18 protein-coding genes and 1 tRNA gene are annotated in these 18,398 nt (G+C 70.9%); 12 read left to right on the top strand and 7 right to left on the bottom strand.

The window, feature by feature from the left end; all coding sequences use genetic code 11:
- Window positions 1-52: 52 nt before the first annotated feature.
- Window positions 53-250, bottom strand: a complete 198-nt coding sequence (locus ACFWBN_RS12550; RefSeq protein WP_385174886.1) for a hypothetical protein — start codon at window positions 248-250, stop codon at window positions 53-55.
- Window positions 251-401: 151 nt separating this feature from the next.
- On the opposite strand from ACFWBN_RS12550, the gene ACFWBN_RS12545 reads away from it, so the two are divergent.
- Window positions 402-1,820, top strand: coding sequence for a hypothetical protein (locus ACFWBN_RS12545; protein WP_385174883.1), 1,419 nt, complete (start codon window positions 402-404; stop codon window positions 1,818-1,820).
- Between the two features lie 49 nt (window positions 1,821-1,869).
- Here the strand turns inward: ACFWBN_RS12545 and ACFWBN_RS12540 are convergent, their stop codons facing one another.
- Both ACFWBN_RS12540 and ACFWBN_RS12535 read right to left on the bottom strand, forming a co-directional pair.
- Window positions 1,870-2,394, bottom strand: coding sequence for a hypothetical protein (locus ACFWBN_RS12540; protein WP_385174880.1), 525 nt, complete (start codon window positions 2,392-2,394; stop codon window positions 1,870-1,872).
- Between the two features lie 60 nt (window positions 2,395-2,454).
- Window positions 2,455-4,050: a beta-N-acetylhexosaminidase gene (locus tag ACFWBN_RS12535; protein WP_385174877.1), complete on the bottom strand. Its 1,596-nt coding sequence runs from the start codon at window positions 4,048-4,050 to the stop codon at window positions 2,455-2,457.
- Between the two features lie 221 nt (window positions 4,051-4,271).
- On the opposite strand from ACFWBN_RS12535, the gene ACFWBN_RS12530 reads away from it, so the two are divergent.
- Window positions 4,272-4,547 carry a hypothetical protein gene (locus tag ACFWBN_RS12530; protein WP_385174874.1) on the top strand — a complete coding sequence of 92 codons (276 nt, stop codon included), beginning with the start codon at window positions 4,272-4,274 and terminating at the stop codon, window positions 4,545-4,547.
- A 36-nt stretch (window positions 4,548-4,583) separates the two neighbouring features.
- Window positions 4,584-6,401: a glutamine--fructose-6-phosphate transaminase (isomerizing) gene (gene glmS, locus ACFWBN_RS12525; RefSeq protein ID WP_385174871.1), complete on the top strand. Its 1,818-nt coding sequence runs from the start codon at window positions 4,584-4,586 to the stop codon at window positions 6,399-6,401.
- A 72-nt stretch (window positions 6,402-6,473) separates the two neighbouring features.
- Here glmS and ACFWBN_RS12520 read toward each other — a convergent pair whose 3' ends face one another.
- Together ACFWBN_RS12520 and ACFWBN_RS12515 are read right to left on the bottom strand one after the other, a co-directional pair.
- Window positions 6,474-7,040: an acetate uptake transporter gene (locus ACFWBN_RS12520; RefSeq protein ID WP_385174868.1), complete on the bottom strand. Its 567-nt coding sequence runs from the start codon at window positions 7,038-7,040 to the stop codon at window positions 6,474-6,476.
- A 98-nt stretch (window positions 7,041-7,138) separates the two neighbouring features.
- On the bottom strand, window positions 7,139-7,672 hold the full coding sequence (locus tag ACFWBN_RS12515; RefSeq protein ID WP_385174865.1) for a universal stress protein: 534 nt from the start codon (window positions 7,670-7,672) through the stop codon (window positions 7,139-7,141).
- Window positions 7,673-8,109: 437 nt separating this feature from the next.
- On the opposite strand from ACFWBN_RS12515, the gene ACFWBN_RS12510 reads away from it, so the two are divergent.
- The 4 genes from ACFWBN_RS12510 (at window position 8,110) to ACFWBN_RS12495 (ending at window position 10,878) form a co-directional block, all read left to right on the top strand.
- Window positions 8,110-8,430: a hypothetical protein gene (locus tag ACFWBN_RS12510; RefSeq protein ID WP_385174862.1), complete on the top strand. Its 321-nt coding sequence runs from the start codon at window positions 8,110-8,112 to the stop codon at window positions 8,428-8,430.
- A gap of 376 nt (window positions 8,431-8,806) precedes the next feature.
- Complete coding sequence (locus tag ACFWBN_RS12505; protein ID WP_385174859.1) at window positions 8,807-9,979, top strand: helix-turn-helix domain-containing protein; 1,173 nt, start codon at window positions 8,807-8,809, stop codon at window positions 9,977-9,979.
- A gap of 105 nt (window positions 9,980-10,084) precedes the next feature.
- Entirely contained in the window at window positions 10,085-10,687 is a 603-nt protein-coding gene (gene orn, locus ACFWBN_RS12500; RefSeq protein ID WP_385174856.1) for an oligoribonuclease, read from the top strand.
- A gap of 118 nt (window positions 10,688-10,805) precedes the next feature.
- Window positions 10,806-10,878: transfer RNA gene (locus ACFWBN_RS12495), tRNA-His, on the top strand.
- Window positions 10,879-10,927: 49 nt separating this feature from the next.
- Here ACFWBN_RS12495 and ACFWBN_RS12490 read toward each other — a convergent pair.
- Window positions 10,928-11,965 (bottom strand): LacI family DNA-binding transcriptional regulator, encoded by a 1,038-nt coding sequence (locus ACFWBN_RS12490; protein ID WP_385174853.1) that lies wholly within the window; start codon window positions 11,963-11,965, stop codon window positions 10,928-10,930.
- 102 nt (window positions 11,966-12,067) lie between these two features.
- Between ACFWBN_RS12490 and ACFWBN_RS12485 the strand changes: the two genes are divergently transcribed.
- From ACFWBN_RS12485 to ACFWBN_RS12465, 5 genes are read left to right on the top strand one after another with little or no spacing between them, the layout of a single operon-like run.
- Window positions 12,068-13,393, top strand: a complete 1,326-nt coding sequence (locus ACFWBN_RS12485) for an extracellular solute-binding protein (RefSeq protein ID WP_385174850.1) — start codon at window positions 12,068-12,070, stop codon at window positions 13,391-13,393.
- Window positions 13,394-13,409: 16 nt separating this feature from the next.
- On the top strand, window positions 13,410-14,396 hold the full coding sequence (locus ACFWBN_RS12480; protein ID WP_385174847.1) for a carbohydrate ABC transporter permease: 987 nt from the start codon (window positions 13,410-13,412) through the stop codon (window positions 14,394-14,396).
- Entirely contained in the window at window positions 14,393-15,217 is an 825-nt protein-coding gene (locus ACFWBN_RS12475; RefSeq protein ID WP_385174844.1) for a carbohydrate ABC transporter permease, read from the top strand. Before ACFWBN_RS12480 ends, ACFWBN_RS12475 begins: the two co-directional genes overlap by 4 nt.
- Window positions 15,214-16,599: a GH1 family beta-glucosidase gene (locus tag ACFWBN_RS12470; RefSeq protein ID WP_385174841.1), complete on the top strand. Its 1,386-nt coding sequence runs from the start codon at window positions 15,214-15,216 to the stop codon at window positions 16,597-16,599. Before ACFWBN_RS12475 ends, ACFWBN_RS12470 begins: the two co-directional genes overlap by 4 nt.
- Before the next feature lie 10 nt (window positions 16,600-16,609).
- Window positions 16,610-17,503 carry a hypothetical protein gene (locus tag ACFWBN_RS12465; RefSeq protein ID WP_385174838.1) on the top strand — a complete coding sequence of 298 codons (894 nt, stop codon included), beginning with the start codon at window positions 16,610-16,612 and terminating at the stop codon, window positions 17,501-17,503.
- Window positions 17,504-17,514: 11 nt separating this feature from the next.
- On the opposite strand, the gene ACFWBN_RS12460 is transcribed toward ACFWBN_RS12465, so the two are convergent.
- The gene (locus ACFWBN_RS12460) at window positions 17,515-18,378 is read right to left on the bottom strand and encodes a haloalkane dehalogenase (protein WP_385174836.1); all 864 of its coding nucleotides are present in this window, start codon (window positions 18,376-18,378) and stop codon (window positions 17,515-17,517) included.
- Between the last annotated feature and the right edge of the window lie 20 nt (window positions 18,379-18,398).

The following is an 18,398-nucleotide window of genomic DNA, read 5'->3' as shown; positions in this document are numbered from 1 at the left end:
CGGGGGTCGGGCGGGCGGTTCTGGTGCCGGCGCCCGTCGGGCGATGTCGTTGTCAGTTGATGGATTCGCCGTCGTAACTGCCGTTCACGCAGATCCACAGGCCGGCACCGGAGTCGTACTCCACCGTGCCGCCGCCGGCCACACACGCCGGCCCGCCGACGGCAGGTACGGCAGCCTGTGCGGCCGGGCCCATGGCACCAAGAGCGGCCAGAACCACGGTGGCGATGAATCCGAGAAGTCGTGTACGCATGGGGGCTCCTGTGAGGATGAGCGACACGGACACGTCAGGACCAGCTTCACCCCGAACCACGTCAAGCGCACCCTGACGGCTGCGGCCCCGCCGTGACGAAGTAGCTGCCGCTCCAGGGGCGCCTCCCGCGAAGAAGCGGGAGGCTGGTGCCATGGCGAACATGCCCGAGGTAACCGTAGGGCCGCCTGATGACCTTGGCTGGCGGAAAGTCACGATCAACCACAAGTCCGCGGGCAAGGTGCGGTCCCCCGGGGAACTCCGAACACTCCTGCAAGATGCCGGGCTCGAACCCGGGCACCCCGTCCAATGGCTCGGCGGAGACAGCCTTGTCTGGCCGGACCGAACGGTGCAGCGGATAACAGTGGGCAGCCTCATGTTCTTCGGCTTCCTGCTGACCGCCTGCCTGCTCATCAGGATCGGCTGGGCGGACTGCCGCAATGCCCTGACCTTCGGCGGGCGACTCGCAGGATATTCCGTACTGGCTGCAGCCCTGGTGGAAATAGTTGCCGCACTGGCCGCTCTCGATTATTGGCACAAGCGAAAGAGGAGCTATTCGGGGGCGGCCGTCCTGGCCGGAGTCGTAATCGCATTTCTCGGCAGTTCCTCGCTCCTCCTCCTGCAGATCGGCGAGCACTTCACCCGCTGGTCCGTGATTGGGATATTCTTCCTCGCGGGGTCCATATTGGCCGGGGTCGGACTCATCAGATCCCGGGCATGGAAGGGCCTCCGCTATCCCGGGCGCATCGCAATCGGGGCGATCATTCCCACCCTGCTCGCCAGCATCAACCTGGCGTATTCGCAAATCTATGTTCCCCATGCGACAGCCCCGCTGGTCATGAGCGGGGCCGAGTTCAAAGAGGCGAGCCTGGACAGCACGGGGAAGGTGCTGCGCGTGACGGTCCATGCGTACGTAAAGAACGACGGCCACGTTCCGGTCTATATCCTCGGCAGTATCTACTGGGTCCACGGCGGCCCCGCAACCGATATTTCCGACCTCAGGGATCCCCCTTACACATTGATCTACGACGGCGAGTTCGTCAGACCGGCGGGTCGCGAGCTGAATCCGGGGGAAGAGGTCGCGCAGGACGCGGTCGTCGAGATCAAGGATCCCGACAAGGTCGATTACGAAGTGATCAAGGCCCAGACCGAGGCGTACGTGGTCAGGAGAGACAGAATGACACTGGCCACCGAGTACGAGCAGTCCCGGGCGACCATCGAGACACTCAAGAAGGAAGGCAAGTGGCGCCCCGAGGAACCCGAAAACGCAAAATACAGGAACGAATCCGGAATCTCGGACAGCAGCGAGATCCTGAATATCATCCGAGGTCCGCAAAGCATATCCGTATGGCGGGTTCCCAGTGGCGACCGGTCGCGTATAGATGTGGCCATATCACCGCCGGGGGACAAGATCGTATTCGATTCCAAAAATCCCCGCTTCAACCAACGAAACCTTGACCGGTACGGCTTCTCGCTGGTGCGCGGTTCCATGGACCAGACACCCTTCAAGATGCTCGTGGAGAAGGCCCGTTCCGCGGAGGAGGGCTCAAGCCCGGACCAGTCGGGCCAGTGACGGGCCGGCCATGGGGGTGGGCGCGTGTCGGGCGCCCACCCCGGCGGAGTCACCGCGGGCGTCGCCTGTACCCCCGTAACCAGGCGATGCCCGCGGCCGCCCCGGCGGCCCGTCCCGGCGAACTCGACGCCGGGACCGCCGAACCCACCGCCGCGGCCTCGTGCCCGACGGGCAGGCACGCGGCGAGCCACGGCACGGTCAGGTCCTCCAGGTCCGTGCCGGCCGTGGCGATCTCGGCCGGCGGCCGGCCGTCCGGGCCGTACGCGGCCGTGCGTACGGCCGACAAGCCGTGGCGGGGCCACATCGCGACGGCCACGAGCAGCCGACCCGTGCCCGCGGTGAGCTGCTCGTGGACGTACACCGCGCATTCGGCGCCCATCCCGGCCAGCCGTTCGCGCACCGTCCCGCGCTCCAGCAGGCTGGCCGACGCGATCGAGCCGACCGGGTCCGGCCGCGGGAAGCGGAACGCCCAGACCGCCTCCGGCACGGTCCACCGGGTGCGCGCCTCGGCGCACGCCCGGCGGAAGGCGTCCTCGTGGATCCGCTGGAAGAAGTGCTCTTCGCCACCCGTCATGCGTCAAGTGTGGGCCGTAGGACAGCAGTTGTGGAGGCTATTTCTAGAAAGGTTTTCTAGTTAGCGCTGCCAGGGCACCTCCGGGTCCCGGAAGTAGGCGATGTCCTGCGCGTCCAGCCGGGCGCCCTGCGCGGCCAGCCGCTCCCGGTACGCGTCCCAGCCGAGCGCCCCCGCGGGGGACCAGCCGAGCTCCGCCAGGCCCAGGACCCGCGGGAACGCCATCAGCTCCCAGTCGCCCCGGTTCGCGATCGTCTCCGTCCACAGCGGGGCCTCGACGCCCAGGACCGAGGACTCCGGCACGCCGGACAGGTAGGCCCCCGGGTCCCAGGAGTACGCGCGCCGCACCGGGACGTAGCCCGCCCAGGCCAGCCCCGGCTTGGTCGCGCGGTCGTACTTCATGTCCAGATACAGTCGGTCGGCCGGCGACAGGATCACCGGGTGCCCGGCCTTCGCGGCCGCCGCCACGGCCGCCTTCTCCGCCGCGGCCGTGCGGTCGTGGCCCCAGTACTGGAGCACCGCGCCCGCCGCCGGCCGCGCCGACGCCAGCTGGTGCCAGGCGACCACCGTCTTCCCGTGCCGGCCCACCACCGCCTGCGCCCGGTCCATGAAGGCCGCGTAGTCCGCCGCCGGGGTCGAGTTGGCCTCGTCGCCGCCGATGTGCAGGTAGCGGCCCGGCGTCAGCTCCGCCAGCTCGCCGAGCACCTCGTCGATGAACTCGTACGTCCGCTCCCTGCCGACGCACAGCGAGCTGAAGCCGACCTTGATGCCGGTGTAGCGGTCCGGGGCCTTGCCGTCGCAGTTCAGTTCCGCGTAGGAGGCGAGCGCCGCGTTCGTGTGCCCGGGCATGTCGATCTCCGGGACCACGTCCACGTACCGGTCCGCCGCGTAGGCCACCAGCTCCCGGTACTGGTCCTTGGTCCAGTGGCCGCCCGGTCCGCCGCCGACCTCGCTGCCGCCCCCGTAGGCGGCGAGCCGCGGCCAGGAGTCCACCGCCAGGCGCCACCCCTGGTCGTCGGTCAGGTGCAGGTGCAGCGTGTTGACCTTGTACTGGGCGAGCTGGTCCACGTACCTCTTCACCTGTTCCACCGTGAAGAAGTGCCGTGCGATGTCCACCATCGCCCCCCGGTAGGCGAAGCGCGGCCTGTCGGTGACCGTCCCGCCCGGCACCGCGCCCGGTCCCGCCACCGGCACCAGCTGCCGCAGGGTCTGCCCCGCGTGGAACAGCCCGGCCGGGGTCCGCGCGGTGAGGGTGACCCCGGTCGGGCCGGATTCCAGCCGGTACCCCTCGTCCCCGGTCCCCTCGGCCTCCTCGTCGATCCGGAGCCGGATGCCGTCCCCCTCCGCCCCGTCGACCACCGGCAGCGGCAGCCCGCTCGGGCCGCGCAGCTGCTCGGCGAGGAGCTCGCCGACCTTGCGGACCTCCTCGTCGTGTCCCGGTCCGGTACGGATGACCGTGCCCGCCCCGAAGGCGTACCCGGGACCTTCGGCGCGTGCGGAGGCCGGCGCCGGCAGGAGCCGTTCGAAGGGGGCCGGGGCGGCTCGGGGCGCATCGCCGGGTCTGGCGTCGTCACCCCGGGCGGTGGTGCAGGCCGTGACGAGGGCCGGGCCCGCGCAGAGGAGCAGGAGGGTGCCGAGCGTGCGTCGCAGGACTCTCATGCGCCCAGGTATAGGCCAAGTGGGCCGTCCTGGACCCCGCATGGACGGCCGGGGGGCGGAAATCATCCGGAAGGACGGCACACGGACCGCCGGCGAGCGCGCCGTGCATTTGTCCCGATTCTGACCGGATCCCACCATTCCGCTGGTCCAGACCAGGCGGATCCTGCCCGGATTCGGGCAGGATCTTTGCGTTCGGCGGCCTGACCCGTCAGTATCTACGGGTGCTCGACCGCCGCCCGTCGCATGACGATCTTGTCGACCACCTGGTGCGCAGCACCTCGCTCCAGCGGGGCGAGGCCGCCCGGGTGGTGCTCGACGTGCTCGCGTACTTCGACGAGACGACCGAGGACTTCGTCCGCCGCCGCCACCGCGAACTGCAGTCCGGCGGCGCCGTGAACGCGGAGATCTTCGAGCGGATCGCGGCGGAACTGCCGCACCGCGCCGTGGCGCCCCCGGAGCTCTCGCTCCGGCAGCTGCGCCGCATCGTCTACGGCTGAGAGAGACACCGGAACTTCAGGAGGGGTAACACTTTTATGTGCGGAATCGTCGGTTACATCGGTAAGCGTGACGTGGCACCGCTGCTGCTGGAGGGTCTGCAGCGGCTCGAATACCGCGGATACGACTCCGCGGGCATCGTCGTGAACAGCCCGAAGGCCGCCGCCCTCAAGGTGGTCAAGGCCAAGGGCCGGGTCCGTGAACTGGAGTCCCGCGTCCCCAAGCGCTTCGCCGGCACCACCGGCATCGCCCACACCCGCTGGGCCACGCACGGCGCCCCGAGCGACATCAACTCGCACCCGCACCTCGACGCCGACAACAAGGTCGCGGTCGTCCACAACGGCATCGTGGACAACGCCTCCGAGCTGCGCGCCAAGCTCGAGGCCGACGGCGTCGTCTTCGTGTCGGAGACCGACACCGAGGTCATCGTCCACCTGATCGCCCGCTCCGAGGCCGAGACCCTGGAGGACAAGGTCCGCGAGGCGGTCCAGGCGATCGAGGGCACCTACGGCATCGCCGTCATGCACGCCGACTTCGCCGACCGCATCGTCGTCGCCCGCAACGGCTCCCCGGTGGTCCTCGGCATCGGCGAGAAGGAGATGTTCGTCGCCTCGGACGTCGCCGCGCTGGTCGCCCACACCCGCCAGGTCGTCACCCTCGACGACGGCGAAATGGCCACCCTGAAGGCCGACGACTTCCGCACCTACACCACCAGCGGTGCCACCACCACCGCCACCCCGGAGACCGTGGAGTGGGAGGCCGCCTCGTACGACATGGGCGGCCACGACACCTACATGCACAAGGAGATCTCCGAGCAGCCCGACGCGGTCGACCGCGTGCTGCGCGGCCGGATCGACGACCGCTTCAACACCGTGCACCTGGGCGGCCTGAACCTGGACCCGCGCGAGGCGCGAGGCATCCGCCGCGTCAAGATCCTGGGCTGCGGCACCTCGTACCACGCCGGCATGATCGGCGCCGGCCTCATCGAGGGCATGGCCCGCATCCCCGCCGACGCCGAGCCGGCCTCCGAGTTCCGCTACCGCAACCCGGTCGTGGACCCCGACACCCTCTACATCGCGGTCTCCCAGTCCGGTGAGACGTACGACGTGCTCGCGGCGGTGCAGGAGCTCAAGCGCAAGGGCGCCCGCGTCCTCGGCGTGGTCAACGTGGTCGGCTCCGCGATCGCCCGCGAGGCCGACGGCGGCGTGTACGTGCACGCCGGCCCCGAGGTCTGCGTCGTCTCCACCAAGTGCTTCACCAACACGGTCGTGGCCTTCGCGCTGCTGGCCGTGCACCTGGGCCGCATCCGCGACCTGTCCGTCACCGACGGCAAGCGGATCATCGAGGGCCTGCGCCGGCTGCCCGCCCAGATCGAGGAGATCCTCAAGGGCGAGGAGGACATCAAGAAGCTGGCGGCCGAGTACGCCGAGGCCAAGTCGATGATGTTCATCGGCCGCGTGCGGGGCTACCCGGTGGCGCTCGAGGCCTCCCTCAAGCTCAAGGAGATCTCCTACATCCACGCCGAGGCCTACCCGGCCTCCGAGCTCAAGCACGGTCCGCTCGCGCTCATCGAGCCCTCGCTGCCGACGGTCGCGATCGTCCCGGACGACGACCTGCTGGAGAAGAACCGCGCGGCGCTGGAGGAGATCAAGGCCCGCAGCGGCCGGATCCTCGCGGTCGCCCACCGCGAGCAGGAGAAGGCCGACCACACCATCGTGGTGCCGAAGAACGAGGACGAGCTGGACCCGATCCTGATGGGCATCCCGCTCCAGCTGTTCGCCTACCACACGGCCCTGGCCATGGGCCGGGACATCGACAAGCCGCGCAACCTGGCGAAGTCGGTCACCGTCGAGTAGTCCACGGACGACACGAAGACCCCCGTGCACCCTGCGCACGGGGGTCTTCGTGTCGTCGCGCCGATCCGCCACTCAGCCCGCGGCGACCGCGCCCCGACCGGCCTTGCCCACGGCCATCGGCCAGTGCGCGAGGGTTGCGGTGGCCCCGTACCAGGCCAGCAGGCCGGACACGGCGGCGACCCAGCCGCCGGCCTTGGCGAGACCGCCGCTGTCGGCGAAGGCGCCTATCGCGAGCAGGAGGAGGGACAGGGTCAGCAGGGCGTAGACGCCCTGGCTGAACAGACCGCTCGCCGCGGCGACCGTGAGGGTCAGTGCGAGCATCGCGAAGAGGACAAGAAACGTTCCGGCTGCTTCGTCGGAGACCGAAGCTCCGGCGCCCTTGGCCCACGTGAACCAGAAGATGCCGAGGCCCGCGAAGGCGGTGCCGTTGAACCCGTTCCCGCCGCGGTACTCGAGGAGCCCGAGGAGGAACAGGGCCGCGCCGCCGACGTACATCGCGAGCGACACGGAATTGGCGGCGGACACTCCGTCGATGACACCGGTGTGGCCGATACCGAATGCGAGAAGGGTGAGACCCAGGGCGATGTTCCCCAGGGTCGAAGTCGAGGCCGTGCTTCCCGCAGAGACACCATTGTCCACGGCGGGCTCCCTTCGATCTGCAGTTGTTTGCTGCGTCCCAGCAGCATTTATCTACCCTTTACACGGGTGCACAACCGCACAATCGGCTTAACAGGCGGTCACGGAATGACAACGACCGGTCGCTGTGCGCGCTTGGCGAGCCGGCCCGCCACGGAGCCGAAGACCCGGCCGATGATTCCGTGCGTGGAGCCGACCACGATGGCGTCGGCCGAATACTCACGGCCGACCTCCTCCAGCTCATGGCAGATGTCACCACCGCGCTCGACCAGGATCCACGGCACTTCGGCCAGGTAGTCCGCGCAGGCGAGCTCCAGTCCGAGCACCTCGGTGCGGTGGTCCGGCACGTCCACGAAGACGGGCGGCTCGCAGCCGGCCCACACGGTGGTGGGCAGGCGATTGGCGACATGGACGATGATCAGACCGGATCCGGAGCGACGGGCCATGCCGATCGCGTACGCGAGCGCGCGCTCGCTGGAGGTGGATCCGTCGAATCCCACAACGACCCCGTGCCGGAAGGCCGGATCGCAGGGCAGGCGTGTCTGTTCCACCGCGCGCAGATCGGCGGCCGACGCGGGGTCGGCGAGGCGTTTGCGCTTGCGGTCCGCGGGTTCGGAGAATTCGTGACCGGCCATGGGTGTCTCGGCGAAGAGGTCCTTGGAGGAAGCAACAGGGGCGAAATTCGGCGACGCTGTGTTACGGAGCTCTGTCCGGGAAGCATCTTCCCAAGCCCATACCCACCAGGGTACGGCGACACTCCTGTCCTGCACAGGGCTTGCCGCCCTTGGAGAGCGTCCCAGGGAGCATGCCGGAGCGAGCCCGCCTTGGCAATGGCCGCTGCCCCCTACAGCCAGTGACGATCCGGCCGGGCGCCACCCGTGCGCGCAGTGACCGAGCCCCGCCGAGCGGCGTTGGGCATGAGTCCGACCGTCCAGGAAGAGCCCGCAGGGAGCACGCCGTGCCCGGCCATCCGGTTCACCCCGTCCAGCCAGCTCAGCCGACGCAGTCCGTCCACTACGCCGACACCATTCCGCACTTCGCCCCTTCCCCCCGCACTCCCCTTCACTCGTCCGTGCAACCCGCGAGACACCACCAGGACGACCCCGCGGGTGACGTCGTCCGGTGGGCCGCCTTCAGCTGCCTACTCGTTCCCGTGGTCCTCGTCGTCTACGGAACCTCCTTCGGCGGGGCCGCCGTGGCCACCCTCGGCCTGTTCGCCGTCACGGCCGCCTGCCGGGTGCTGCTGCGCTATTCGGAGCGGACGGAGCGGGCCGCCGCCCGGGTGCGGGCGGAGGAGCGGATTCCGTCCGGCCACCGCGGCCGGCACTCCCGCGGCGGGCCCGGGAACCACCGCGGCTGCGGCGGCTCGGACCCCGTCTCCCCGCACGACTGACTGGTTCGCACACCCACACCCGCATGTTTTCAGCCAACTTCCCGGCAAGGTGCCCTCCTTGCCGGAATGTCCCCCCAACCCCCCTACCACCAGCGACGACAGACCTCGGGGGGCGCCGCGACCCTATGGGTACTGGCCACAGGCGGACGGAACGCTTCCCACCCCGGTAGCGGAGTGGAACGCTTCCTGATCGAATGCTTTTCGCCAAGTTGAGAAGTCGACATAGCGCTGCGTGCTGAACTTGTCACGCCGACACCACGGGACGCAGTAGATTCGATCATGTATTTACGGCGGGGGATCCACGTGCAAGGCCGAGGGGAAACGTGCAGGTGCGACCAGACCAAGGAGTCGCGACACCCAAGGGGGGCTTAGCGCCATGAGCCAGGATTCCACCGCCGTCGTCGCGGACGCCGGCCGGAAGCTCGCGGGGCGTCGCCGCAGGGAGATCGTCGCGGTGCTGCTCTTCAGCGGCGGGCCGATCTTCGAGAGCTCCATTCCACTTTCCGTGTTCGGCATTGACCGGCAGGACGCGGGAGTTCCACGCTACCGACTACTCGTGTGCGCCGGTGAGGACGGTCCGCTCAGGACCACCGGCGGACTCGAACTGACCGCGCCATACGGGTTGGAGGCGATCGCCCGGGCAGGCACGGTCGTCGTGCCCGCCTGGCGTTCCATCACCTCACCGCCGCCTCCGGAGGCGCTCGACGCACTGCGTCTGGCGCACGAGGAGGGGGCCCGGATCGTCGGACTGTGCACGGGAGCCTTCGTGCTCGCCGCCGCAGGCCTGCTCGACGGCCGGCCCGCGACGACGCACTGGATGTACGCGCCGACGCTGGCCAAGCGGTACCCGTCCGTCCACGTCGATCCGCGCGAGCTGTTCGTCGACGACGGCGACGTGCTCACGTCCGCGGGCACCGCGGCCGGAATCGACCTGTGCCTGCACATCGTGCGCACGGACCACGGCAGCGAGGCGGCCGGGGCCCTGGCCCGCAGGCTCGTCGTCCCGCCGCGCCGCACCGGCGGCCAGGAGCGCTATCTCGACCGGTCGCTGCCGGAGGAGATCGGCGCCGATCCGCTGGCCGAGGTCGTCGCCTGGGCGCTGGAACACCTCCACGAGCAGTTCGACGTGGAGACCCTGGCGGCCCGTGCGTACATGAGCCGGCGCACCTTCGACCGGCGGTTCCGCTCGCTGACCGGCAGCGCGCCGCTCCAGTGGCTGATCACCCAGCGGGTGCTCCAGGCACAGCGGCTGCTGGAGACCTCCGACTACTCGGTCGACGAGGTCGCCGGGCGCTGCGGGTTCCGCTCGCCGGTCGCGCTGCGCGGGCACTTCCGGCGGCAGCTGGGGTCCTCCCCGGCCGCCTACCGCTCGGCCTACCGGGCGCGCCGACCGCAGGGCGACGTGGCGCAGGTCTCCGAGCTCTCGGGGTCTCCGGTGCCGCACCAGCGCACTCCGCAGCCCCAGCGGGCGGCGGCGGCCCTGGCCGCGTCCGGCCCGTCGGTGACCGAGCTGTACTCACCCGGGCGGGTCCTGCGGGAACACGCGTAACCCTCACAACGGGTACGGCACGGAAGGTCCTCCATCGGTCACCACCGATGGGGGACCTTCCGCTTATGCGGTCCGCTCCCGGGGCTACCGCATAAGGTGGGACACATGAACGATCGCATGGTGTGGATCGACTGCGAGATGACCGGGCTCTCGTTGACGGACGACGCACTTATCGAGGTGGCCGCACTGGTCACCGACTCGGAGCTCAACGTGCTCGGCGAAGGCGTGGACATCGTGATCCGCCCGCCGGACGCGGCCCTGGAGACCATGCCCGACGTGGTGCGCGAGATGCACACCGCCTCCGGTCTGCTCGACGAGCTGGCCGGCGGGACCACCCTCGCGGATGCCGAGGCGCAGGTCCTGGCGTACGTACGGGAACACGTGAAGGAGCCCCGCAAGGCGCCGCTCTGCGGGAACACGGTCGGCACCGACCGCGGCTTCCTGCTGCGCGACATGGCCGCACTGGAGGGCTACCTGCACTACCGGATCGTGGACGTGTCCTCGATCAAGGAGCTGGCCCGCCGCTGGTACCCGCGGGCGTACTTCAACAGCCCGCCGAAGAACGGCAACCACCGGGCGCTCGCGGACATCAAGGAGTCCATCGCCGAGCTGCGCTACTACCGGGAGGCGGTCTTCGTTCCGCAGCCCGGCCCCGACTCGGACACGGCGCGGACCATCGCCGCCAAGCACGTCGTGCCCGCCGAGTAGCACCGCCGGAGACGGGCGCGGGAGGACCGGGGAGGGGGGCGGGAGAGAAGGGGGGAGCGAGCACCCTCCCGGACCCTGTACCCTTTTCTTCGGCCGGTCGGTTTTCCGACCGGACATGGTGGGTGTAGCTCAGTTGGTAGAGCACCTGGTTGTGGTCCAGGTGGCCGCGGGTTCAAGTCCCGTCACTCACCCTGATGAGAAGGCCCCGGTTCGCGAAAGCGGACCGGGGCCTTCTGCGTTTTACGAGGATTCCCGGACCACCAGGCGGTTGGGCAGGACGACGGCAGCCTCGCCCGGCTCCGCCGCGCTCCCCTGGCGGATCCTGTCCAGCAGCAGCCGCGCCATGGTGCGGCCCATCTCCTCGATCGGCTGCCGGACGCTGGTCAGCGGCGGGTCCATGTGCCGGGCCACGACCGAGTCGTCGAAGCCGACCAGCGCCACGTCCTGCGGTATCCGCCGCCCGGCCGTGCGCAGCTCCAGCCGGGCGCCCGCCGCCATGACGTCGGAGGCGGCGAAGACGGCGTCGAGCGCGGGGCGGCGCTCCAGCAGCTCGCGCATGGCCCGGCGGCCGCCCTCCTCGGTGAAGTCGCCGACCGCGATCAGCTGCTCGTCGACGGGGTGTCCGGCGGCCGCCAGGGCCTGCCGGTAGCCGTCCAGGCGGCACTGGGCGCCGTAGACGTCCAGCGGTCCGGTGATCGTGGCGATCGCGCGCCGGCCCCGGCCGAGGAGGTGGCGTACGGCCTCGGCCGCGCCGGCCAGGTTGTCGGAGTCCACGCTGGGCAGGGTCTCCGCCGCGGAGCGGCGGCCGCTGATCACCGTCGGGATGCCGAGCTCGGCCAGCAGGTCCGGCAGCGGGTCCCCGGCGTGGACGGAGACGAGGAGCACCCCGTCGACGCGGTGCCCGGACAGGTACTGGGAGAGGCGGCGGCGCTCGCGGTCGCTGCCCGCCAGGGTGAGGACGAGCTGGACGTCGGTCTCGGCGAGGGCGGCGCCGACCCCGCGGACCACGTCGGAGAAGTACGGCTCGGCGAAGAAGCGGGCCTCCGGCTCGGGGATCACGAGGGCGATGGCGTCGGTGCGGTTGGCGGCCAGCGCCCGGGCGGCCCGGTTGGGCACGTACCCCAGCTCGGCGACGGCCGCCTCGACGGCGGCCCTGGTGTGCTCGCTGACCTTGGAGGACCCGTTGATCACCCGGGAGACGGTGCCGCGCCCGACTCCGGCGCGCGCCGCGACCTCCTCCAGGGTCGGCCGTCCCCCGCCGCGCCCTTGACCGTTCATGGCTTCCTCCCGGTTGTGAATCTACCTCTTGACGACGATGGGAGCGCTCCCACACTGTGTCACACGACACCCGGCACGTTCCGTCCCTCAGGGAGGACTCAGATGCGAGCCCGAAGAAAACTCGTCACCACGGCCGGTCTGCTCGGCGCGACGGCCCTGCTGCTCGCGGGGTGCGCACAGGATCCGGCCGAGTCCCCCGAGAAGGGCGCCCCCGCGGACGGGAAGGCGCAGACCACCCTCACCGTCGGGGTCTTCGGGGCCTTCGGCCTCCAGGAGGCCGGGCTCTACGACGAGTACATGGTGCAGAATCCCGGGATCCGGATCGAGCAGACCTCCATCGAGCGGAACGAGAACTACTACCCCCAGCTCCTCACCCACCTGGGCACCGGCAGCGGGCTCGCCGACATCCAGGCCGTCGAGGTCAACAACATCGCCGAGATCACCGCCACCCAGGCCGACAAGCTGGTCGACCTGGGCAAGGCGCCGGGCGTGGACAAGGCCGCCTACCTGCCCTGGAAGTGGGCGCAGGGCACGGCGAGCGTGGCGAAGGGCGGGGCCACGGTCGGTCTCGGCACCGACATCGGGCCGCAGGGCATCTGCTACCGCAAGGACCTCTTCGAGGCGGCCGGGCTGCCCACCGACCGGGCGGCGGTCGGGGCGCTGTGGGCGGGCGACTGGAACAAGTACCTGGAGGCGGGCAAGGCGTACAAGGCGAAGGCGGGCGAGGGGAAGGCCTTCGTGGACTCCGCGTCGGGTGTGATGGCGGCGGTGACCGGGAGCAGCGCCCAGCGGTTCTACGACGAGCGGGGCGAGGTCGTCTACAAGACCAACCCGGCGGTGCGCGGGGCCTTCGACCTTGCGGCCTCCTTCGCCGGCGAGGGGCTGAGCGCCAGGCTCCAGCAGTTCACCCCGGCCTGGGACCAGGGCTTCGCCAACGGCTCGTTCGCGACGGTCTCCTGCCCGGCCTGGATGCTCGGCTACATCCAGGACAAGGCGGGCCCGTCGGGCAAGGACAAGTGGGACGTGGCGCAGGCGCCGAAGCCGAGCAACTGGGGCGGCTCCTTCCTGGTGGTGCCGAAGGCGGGCAAGCACGCGGAGGAGGCGGCGAAGCTGGCCGCCTGGCTGACGGCGCCGGCGCAGCAGGCGAAGCTCTTCGAGAAGCGGGGCAGCTTCCCGAGCGCGAGCGCCGCGTACAAGCTGCCGTCGGTCTCGGGCGCGAAGCACGACTACTTCGGCGGGGCCCCGATCGGCGAGATCTTCGCGAAGGCCGCGGAGGGCGTGCCGGTGACGGTGGTCGGCCCGAAGGACCTGGTGATCGCGCAGAACCTGGCGGACATCGGGATGCTCCAGGTCGACCAGAAGGGCCGTACGCCGCAGGAGGGCTGGGACGCCGCGGTGAAGGCGATCGACAACGCCCTGGACCGGTGAGGGCCGGTGCTCGCCGATGACTGACGAGACGGCCGTCCTGTCCCCCTCCGCCGCCGGCGCGCAACGGCCTGCGGCGGAGGGGGGCGGCCGGCGCCAGGTGTGGCGCTCCCGCCGCTACCGGTGGGACCTGCGCTGGAGCCCGTACGCCTTCGTGGCGCCCTTCTTCCTCTTCTTCGCCGCTTTCGGGCTGTTCCCGCTGCTGTACACGGGCTGGGCGGCGCTGCACCAGGTGGAGCTGACCGATCCGGACTCCATGACGTGGGTGGGGCTGAGGAACTTCACCCGGCTGTGGGACGACGCGTTCTTCTGGAACGCGCTGCGCAACACCGTGACGATCGGGCTGCTGTCCACGGTGCCGCAGCTGGCGATCGCGCTGGGCCTGGCCCATCTGCTGAACTACAAGGTGCGCGGCTCCGCCTTCTTCCGGGTCGCGGTGCTCACCCCGTACGCGACCTCGGTGGCGGCCGCCACGCTCGTCTTCGTACTGCTCTTCGGCCGGGACTACGGGATGGTCAACTGGGCCCTGTCGGCGGTCGGCTTCGACGCGGTGGACTGGCAGAACGGCACCTTCGCCTCGCAGTTGGCGGTGTCCACCATCGTGATCTGGCGGTGGACGGGCTACAACGCGCTGATCTACCTGGCGGCCATGCAGGCGGTGCCGGGCGAGCTGTACGAGTCCGCGGCGCTGGACGGGGCCTCGCGGTGGCAGCAGTTCCGGCACGTGACCGTGCCCTCGCTGCGGCCGACGATCTTCTTCACCTGCGTGGTGTCGACGATCGGGGCGACGCAGCTGTTCGGCGAGCCGCTGCTGTTCAACGGCGGGGCGGGCGCGACGGGCGGCTCGGACCACCAGTTCCAGACGCTGGGGCTGTACCTGTACGAGCAGGGCTGGGTGAACCTGCACCTGGGGCGGGCCTCGGCGATCGCGTGGGCGATGTTCCTGATCCTGCTGGTCATCGCGGGCGCGGCGCGGCTGCTGCGCGGACGGGAGGGATCCCGATGAGATCACTGCGCGCGGGCCGGCTCACGTACGTGGTGCTTGCCCTGTTCACCGCGGGCTCGCTCTTCCCGCTGCTGTGGACGGCCGTCGCGGCCTCCCGGAGCAGTACCCGCCTGGCGCAGACCCCGCCGCCCTTCTGGTTCGGCGGGAACCTGGGGCGCAACCTCCAGGTGGCCTGGACCGACGCCAACATGGGCACGGCCCTGCTGAACACCGTGGTCGTGGCGGGCACGGTCGCGGCCGGCACGGTGGTGTTCTCCACGCTGGCGGGCTTCGCCTTCGCCAGGCTCCGCTTCCGGGGGCGCCGGCTGCTGATGGCGCTGGTGGTCGGGACGATGCTGATCCCGCCGCAGCTGAGCGTGGTCCCGCTGTACATGCTGATCGCGCAGCTGTCGTGGACCGACCGGCTCCAGGCGGTGATCCTGCCGACGCTGGTCTCCGCCTTCGGGGTGTTCTTCATGCGCCAGTACCTGGTGCAGTCCCTGCCGGTGGAGCTGGTGGAGGCGGCGCGCACGGACGGGGCGAGCTCGCTGCGGATCGTGTGGCACGTGGTGTTCCCGGCGGCCCGGCCGGCGATGGCGGTGCTGGCCATGCTGACCTTCGTCATGGCCTGGAACGACTTCTTCTGGCCGATCGTCGCGCTGACCCAGAACGGCAGCCCGACGGTGCAGGTGGCCCTGACCGGGCTGGGCCGGGGCTACATCCCCGACCAGTCGGTGATCATGGCGGGCGCGCTGCTGGGCACGCTCCCGCTGCTGCTGGTGTTCCTCGTCTTCGGCCGCCAGATCGTCGGCGGCATCATGCAGGGAGCTGTGAAGGGTTGACGGACACGCCAACGAACGCGACGGACACGACGGACACGCTGGAACTGCGGTTCCCGGACGGATTCCTGTGGGGTGCGGCCACGGCCGCCTTCCAGATCGAGGGCGCGGCCGCCTCGCGCGGCCCCTCGATCTGGGACACGTTCTGCGCCACCCCGGGCAAGGTGCACGGCGGGCACACGGGCGAGGTGGCGGTCGACCACCACCGGCTGTGGCGGCAGGACGTCCGGCTGATGGGCGAGCTGGGGCTCGGGGCGTACCGCTTCTCGGTGTCCTGGCCGCGGGTGCGCTCCGGCGGGATCGGCTTCTACGACGCGCTCGTGGACGAGCTGCTCTCCCACGGGATCCAGCCCTGCGTGACCCTCTACCACTGGGACCTGCCGCAGGAGCTGGAGGCCGCCGGGGGCTGGCCGGAGCGGGAGACGGCCTACGCCTTCGCGGAGTACGCGGCGCAGGTCGCGCAGGTGCTGGCCGACCGGGTGGAGCTGTGGACCACGCTCAACGAGCCCTGGTGCAGCGCCTTCCTCGGCTACGCCTCCGGGGTGCACGCCCCGGGCCGCACCTCCCCCGCCGACTCGCTGCGCGCCGCGCACCACCTGAACCTGGCCCACGGGATGGCCGCCGCCGCGCTGCCCGCCTCGGCGCGGGTGGGGATCGCGCTCAACCCCAGCGCGGTGCGGCCGCTGACCGGCTCGGCGGCCGACCTGGACGCGCAGCGCCGTATCGACGCCCTGGCCAACCGGATCTTCACCGGGCCGCTGCTGCACGGCGCCTATCCGCAGGACCTCCTCGCGGACACCGGGGCGCTCACCGACTGGTCCTTCCTCCGCCCGGGCGACGAGGCGCTGATCCACCAGCCGTTGGACTTCCTCGGCGTGAACTACTACACCCCGACGGTGGTTTCGGCGGCCCCCGGCGGCGCCGGCCCGCGCGCCGACGGCCACGGGGCGACGGCGCACTCCCCCTGGCCGGCGGCGGACGCGGTGGCCTTCCACCAACCGCCGGGGGACCGGACCGACATGGGCTGGTCCATCGACCCGACGGGCCTGTACGACCTGCTGATGCGCTTCACCCGCGAGGCGCCCGGCCTGCCGCTGCTGGTCACCGAGAACGGCGCGGCGTACGCCCCGGACCTGCACGACCCGGCGCGGATCGACTACCTGGAGGCCCATCTCGCCGCCCTCCACCGCGCCCTGGCGGACGGCGCCCCGGTGGGGGGCTACTTCCTGTGGTCGCTGATGGACAACTTCGAATGGTCCTACGGCTACAGCAAGCGCTTCGGCATCGTCCACGTCGACTACGAGACCCAGGCCCGCACCCCGCGCTCCAGCGCGCACTGGTACGCCCGGCTGGCCCGGACGGGGGCGATGCCGGCGTCCTTGTAGATTCGGCGCCATGCGCCTCACCACTCCGCCGCGCCCCCTGGACGTGGAGGCCCTCTTCCCCGAACTGGCCGCCCACCGCCGTACGACGACCCGGCTGCACCCGCGCGCCGGGTCGCCCGGGGTGCGCGACAGCCACGTCGGCGGGCCGCTGCTGTGGCCGGCCGACGAGCCGTGGCCGGTGTGCGAGGCCCCGCACGGGCGCGGCCCGTCCGCGGCCGGCCCCCGGCCGCTGCTCGCCGTGGCCCAGCTCTACGGCCGGGACGTGCCCGACCTGCCCGCCGGTCCGGACGGCGGCGATCTCCTCCAGGTGTTCTGGTGCCCCTTCGACGCCCACGGGCCCACGGGCGCCGGCATGTACGTGCACCTGCGGTGGCGCCGTGCCGCGGAGGTGCGCGAGGTCCTGACCGAGCAGCCGGCGCCCGGTGCCGTCGGCTTCGACGGCTATGTGCCCAGCCCCTGCGTGCTGCACCCGGAGCAGGTCGCCGAGTACCCGTACATCGAGCTGCTCACCGGGGCTCTCGGCGAACTCGTCGAGGAGTGGGAGGGCGCCCAGGAGGAGGCCGCCTACGAGGCCGACGAGACCGAGGGTGACGGCGACGCCTTTCCGAGCTACCAGTGCGACCTGTCCATCGCCCCGGGCTGGAAGGCCGGCGGGCACGCCGCGTGGAACCTCACCGGGCCGGGGACGCTGGACTGCCGCACCTGCGGCTCCGCGACGGAGCTGCTGCTGACGGTCGCCACGCGCGAGTGGCAGTCCGACGGCACGAGCTGGATCCCGCTGGAGGAGCGGCCGGAGGACCAGGCGCAGAGCCCGACCGGGGTGGTCGTCGGTAACCACGGCAAGCTCAACATCTTCGCCTGCCCCCAGGACCCGGCCCACCCGCACGAGTTCAGCGTGCAGTAGTCCCGCCCGGCCTAGCGGAGGCCGTGCTTGTCGGCCCAGGCGGCGACGGTCGCGGCCAGCGCGAGGGGCTGGTCCTCCGGGGTGTGGTGGCCGGCGGGCAGGTCGTGGTGGGCCATCTCCAGGCCGGCGATGTGCTCCGCGCACCAGTCGATCACGTCCGGTCCCATCATGACCCCGGGTCCGGGGGCGAAGGTGAGCAGCAGCTTCGGTATCTCCCCGCTGGTCGCCAGCCACGCGTCGTAGGCCTCCACCCGGGCCACGACATCGGCGGGTTCGCCGCCGAGCGGCATCGAGCGCGGCCACTGGAGCAGCGGTCGGCGGCTCTCCCTGGTGGGGTACGGCCGGCCGTATACGGCCAGGTCGGCCGCGTCGAGGGGGAGGGCGACGGTGCCGGGCAGTGCCTGTCGGATGAAGGCGTTGTCGTCGAGGATCATCGCCTCGCCCACCCCGGGCGTCTTGATCGCCTCGAACAGCGGGCGCCCGCCCTCGGGGAACTCCTCCCAGGACATCGGCTTGACGATGGTCTCGGTGAAGGCGATGCCGCGTACCCGCCCGGGGTGGCGGGAGGCCCAGTCGAAGGCGAGTGCGCCGCCCCAGTCGTGGCCGACGAGCAGTACGCCGTCCAGCCCGAGGGCGTCGAACCAGGCGTCGAGGTAACGGGCGTGGTCGGCGAAGGTGTAGTCGATGTCGGGTTTTCCCGACTCCCCCATGCCGATCAGGTCCGGGGCCAGTCGCCGGCCCCGGTCGCCGACGGCCGGAAGGACCTTGCGCCACAGGTGGGAGGAGGTGGGGTTGCCGTGCAGGAAGACCATCGGGGTACCGGTGCCGAGCTCCCGGTAGGAGATCGTCGAGTCGAGTACGGGCTGTACGGGCATGGCGGATCCTGTCCGGTGGT

Source organism: Streptomyces sp. NPDC059989, assembly GCF_042736975.1.
GTDB lineage: Bacteria > Actinomycetota > Actinomycetes > Streptomycetales > Streptomycetaceae > Streptomyces.
This window is presented reverse-complemented; position numbering and strand designations above follow the sequence as displayed.

Bases quoted from the DNA above. Each gene is read 5' to 3' on its own strand.
- ACFWBN_RS12550 (WP_385174886.1), bottom strand. From the start codon at position 250: ATGCGTACACGACTTCTCGGATTCATCGCCACCGTGGTTCTGGCCGCT.
- ACFWBN_RS12545 (WP_385174883.1), top strand. From the start codon at position 402: ATGGCGAACATGCCCGAGGTAACCGTAGGGCCGCCTGATGACCTTGGC.
- ACFWBN_RS12540 (WP_385174880.1), bottom strand. From the start codon at position 2,394: ATGACGGGTGGCGAAGAGCACTTCTTCCAGCGGATCCACGAGGACGCC.
- ACFWBN_RS12535 (WP_385174877.1), bottom strand. From the start codon at position 4,050: ATGAGAGTCCTGCGACGCACGCTCGGCACCCTCCTGCTCCTCTGCGCG.
- glmS (WP_385174871.1), top strand. From the start codon at position 4,584: ATGTGCGGAATCGTCGGTTACATCGGTAAGCGTGACGTGGCACCGCTG.
- ACFWBN_RS12515 (WP_385174865.1), bottom strand. From the start codon at position 7,672: ATGGCCGGTCACGAATTCTCCGAACCCGCGGACCGCAAGCGCAAACGC.
- ACFWBN_RS12505 (WP_385174859.1), top strand. From the start codon at position 8,807: ATGAGCCAGGATTCCACCGCCGTCGTCGCGGACGCCGGCCGGAAGCTC.
- orn (WP_385174856.1), top strand. From the start codon at position 10,085: ATGAACGATCGCATGGTGTGGATCGACTGCGAGATGACCGGGCTCTCG.
- ACFWBN_RS12490 (WP_385174853.1), bottom strand. From the start codon at position 11,965: ATGAACGGTCAAGGGCGCGGCGGGGGACGGCCGACCCTGGAGGAGGTC.
- ACFWBN_RS12485 (WP_385174850.1), top strand. From the start codon at position 12,068: ATGCGAGCCCGAAGAAAACTCGTCACCACGGCCGGTCTGCTCGGCGCG.
- ACFWBN_RS12480 (WP_385174847.1), top strand. From the start codon at position 13,410: ATGACTGACGAGACGGCCGTCCTGTCCCCCTCCGCCGCCGGCGCGCAA.
- ACFWBN_RS12475 (WP_385174844.1), top strand. From the start codon at position 14,393: ATGAGATCACTGCGCGCGGGCCGGCTCACGTACGTGGTGCTTGCCCTG.
- ACFWBN_RS12465 (WP_385174838.1), top strand. From the start codon at position 16,610: ATGCGCCTCACCACTCCGCCGCGCCCCCTGGACGTGGAGGCCCTCTTC.
- ACFWBN_RS12460 (WP_385174836.1), bottom strand. From the start codon at position 18,378: ATGCCCGTACAGCCCGTACTCGACTCGACGATCTCCTACCGGGAGCTC.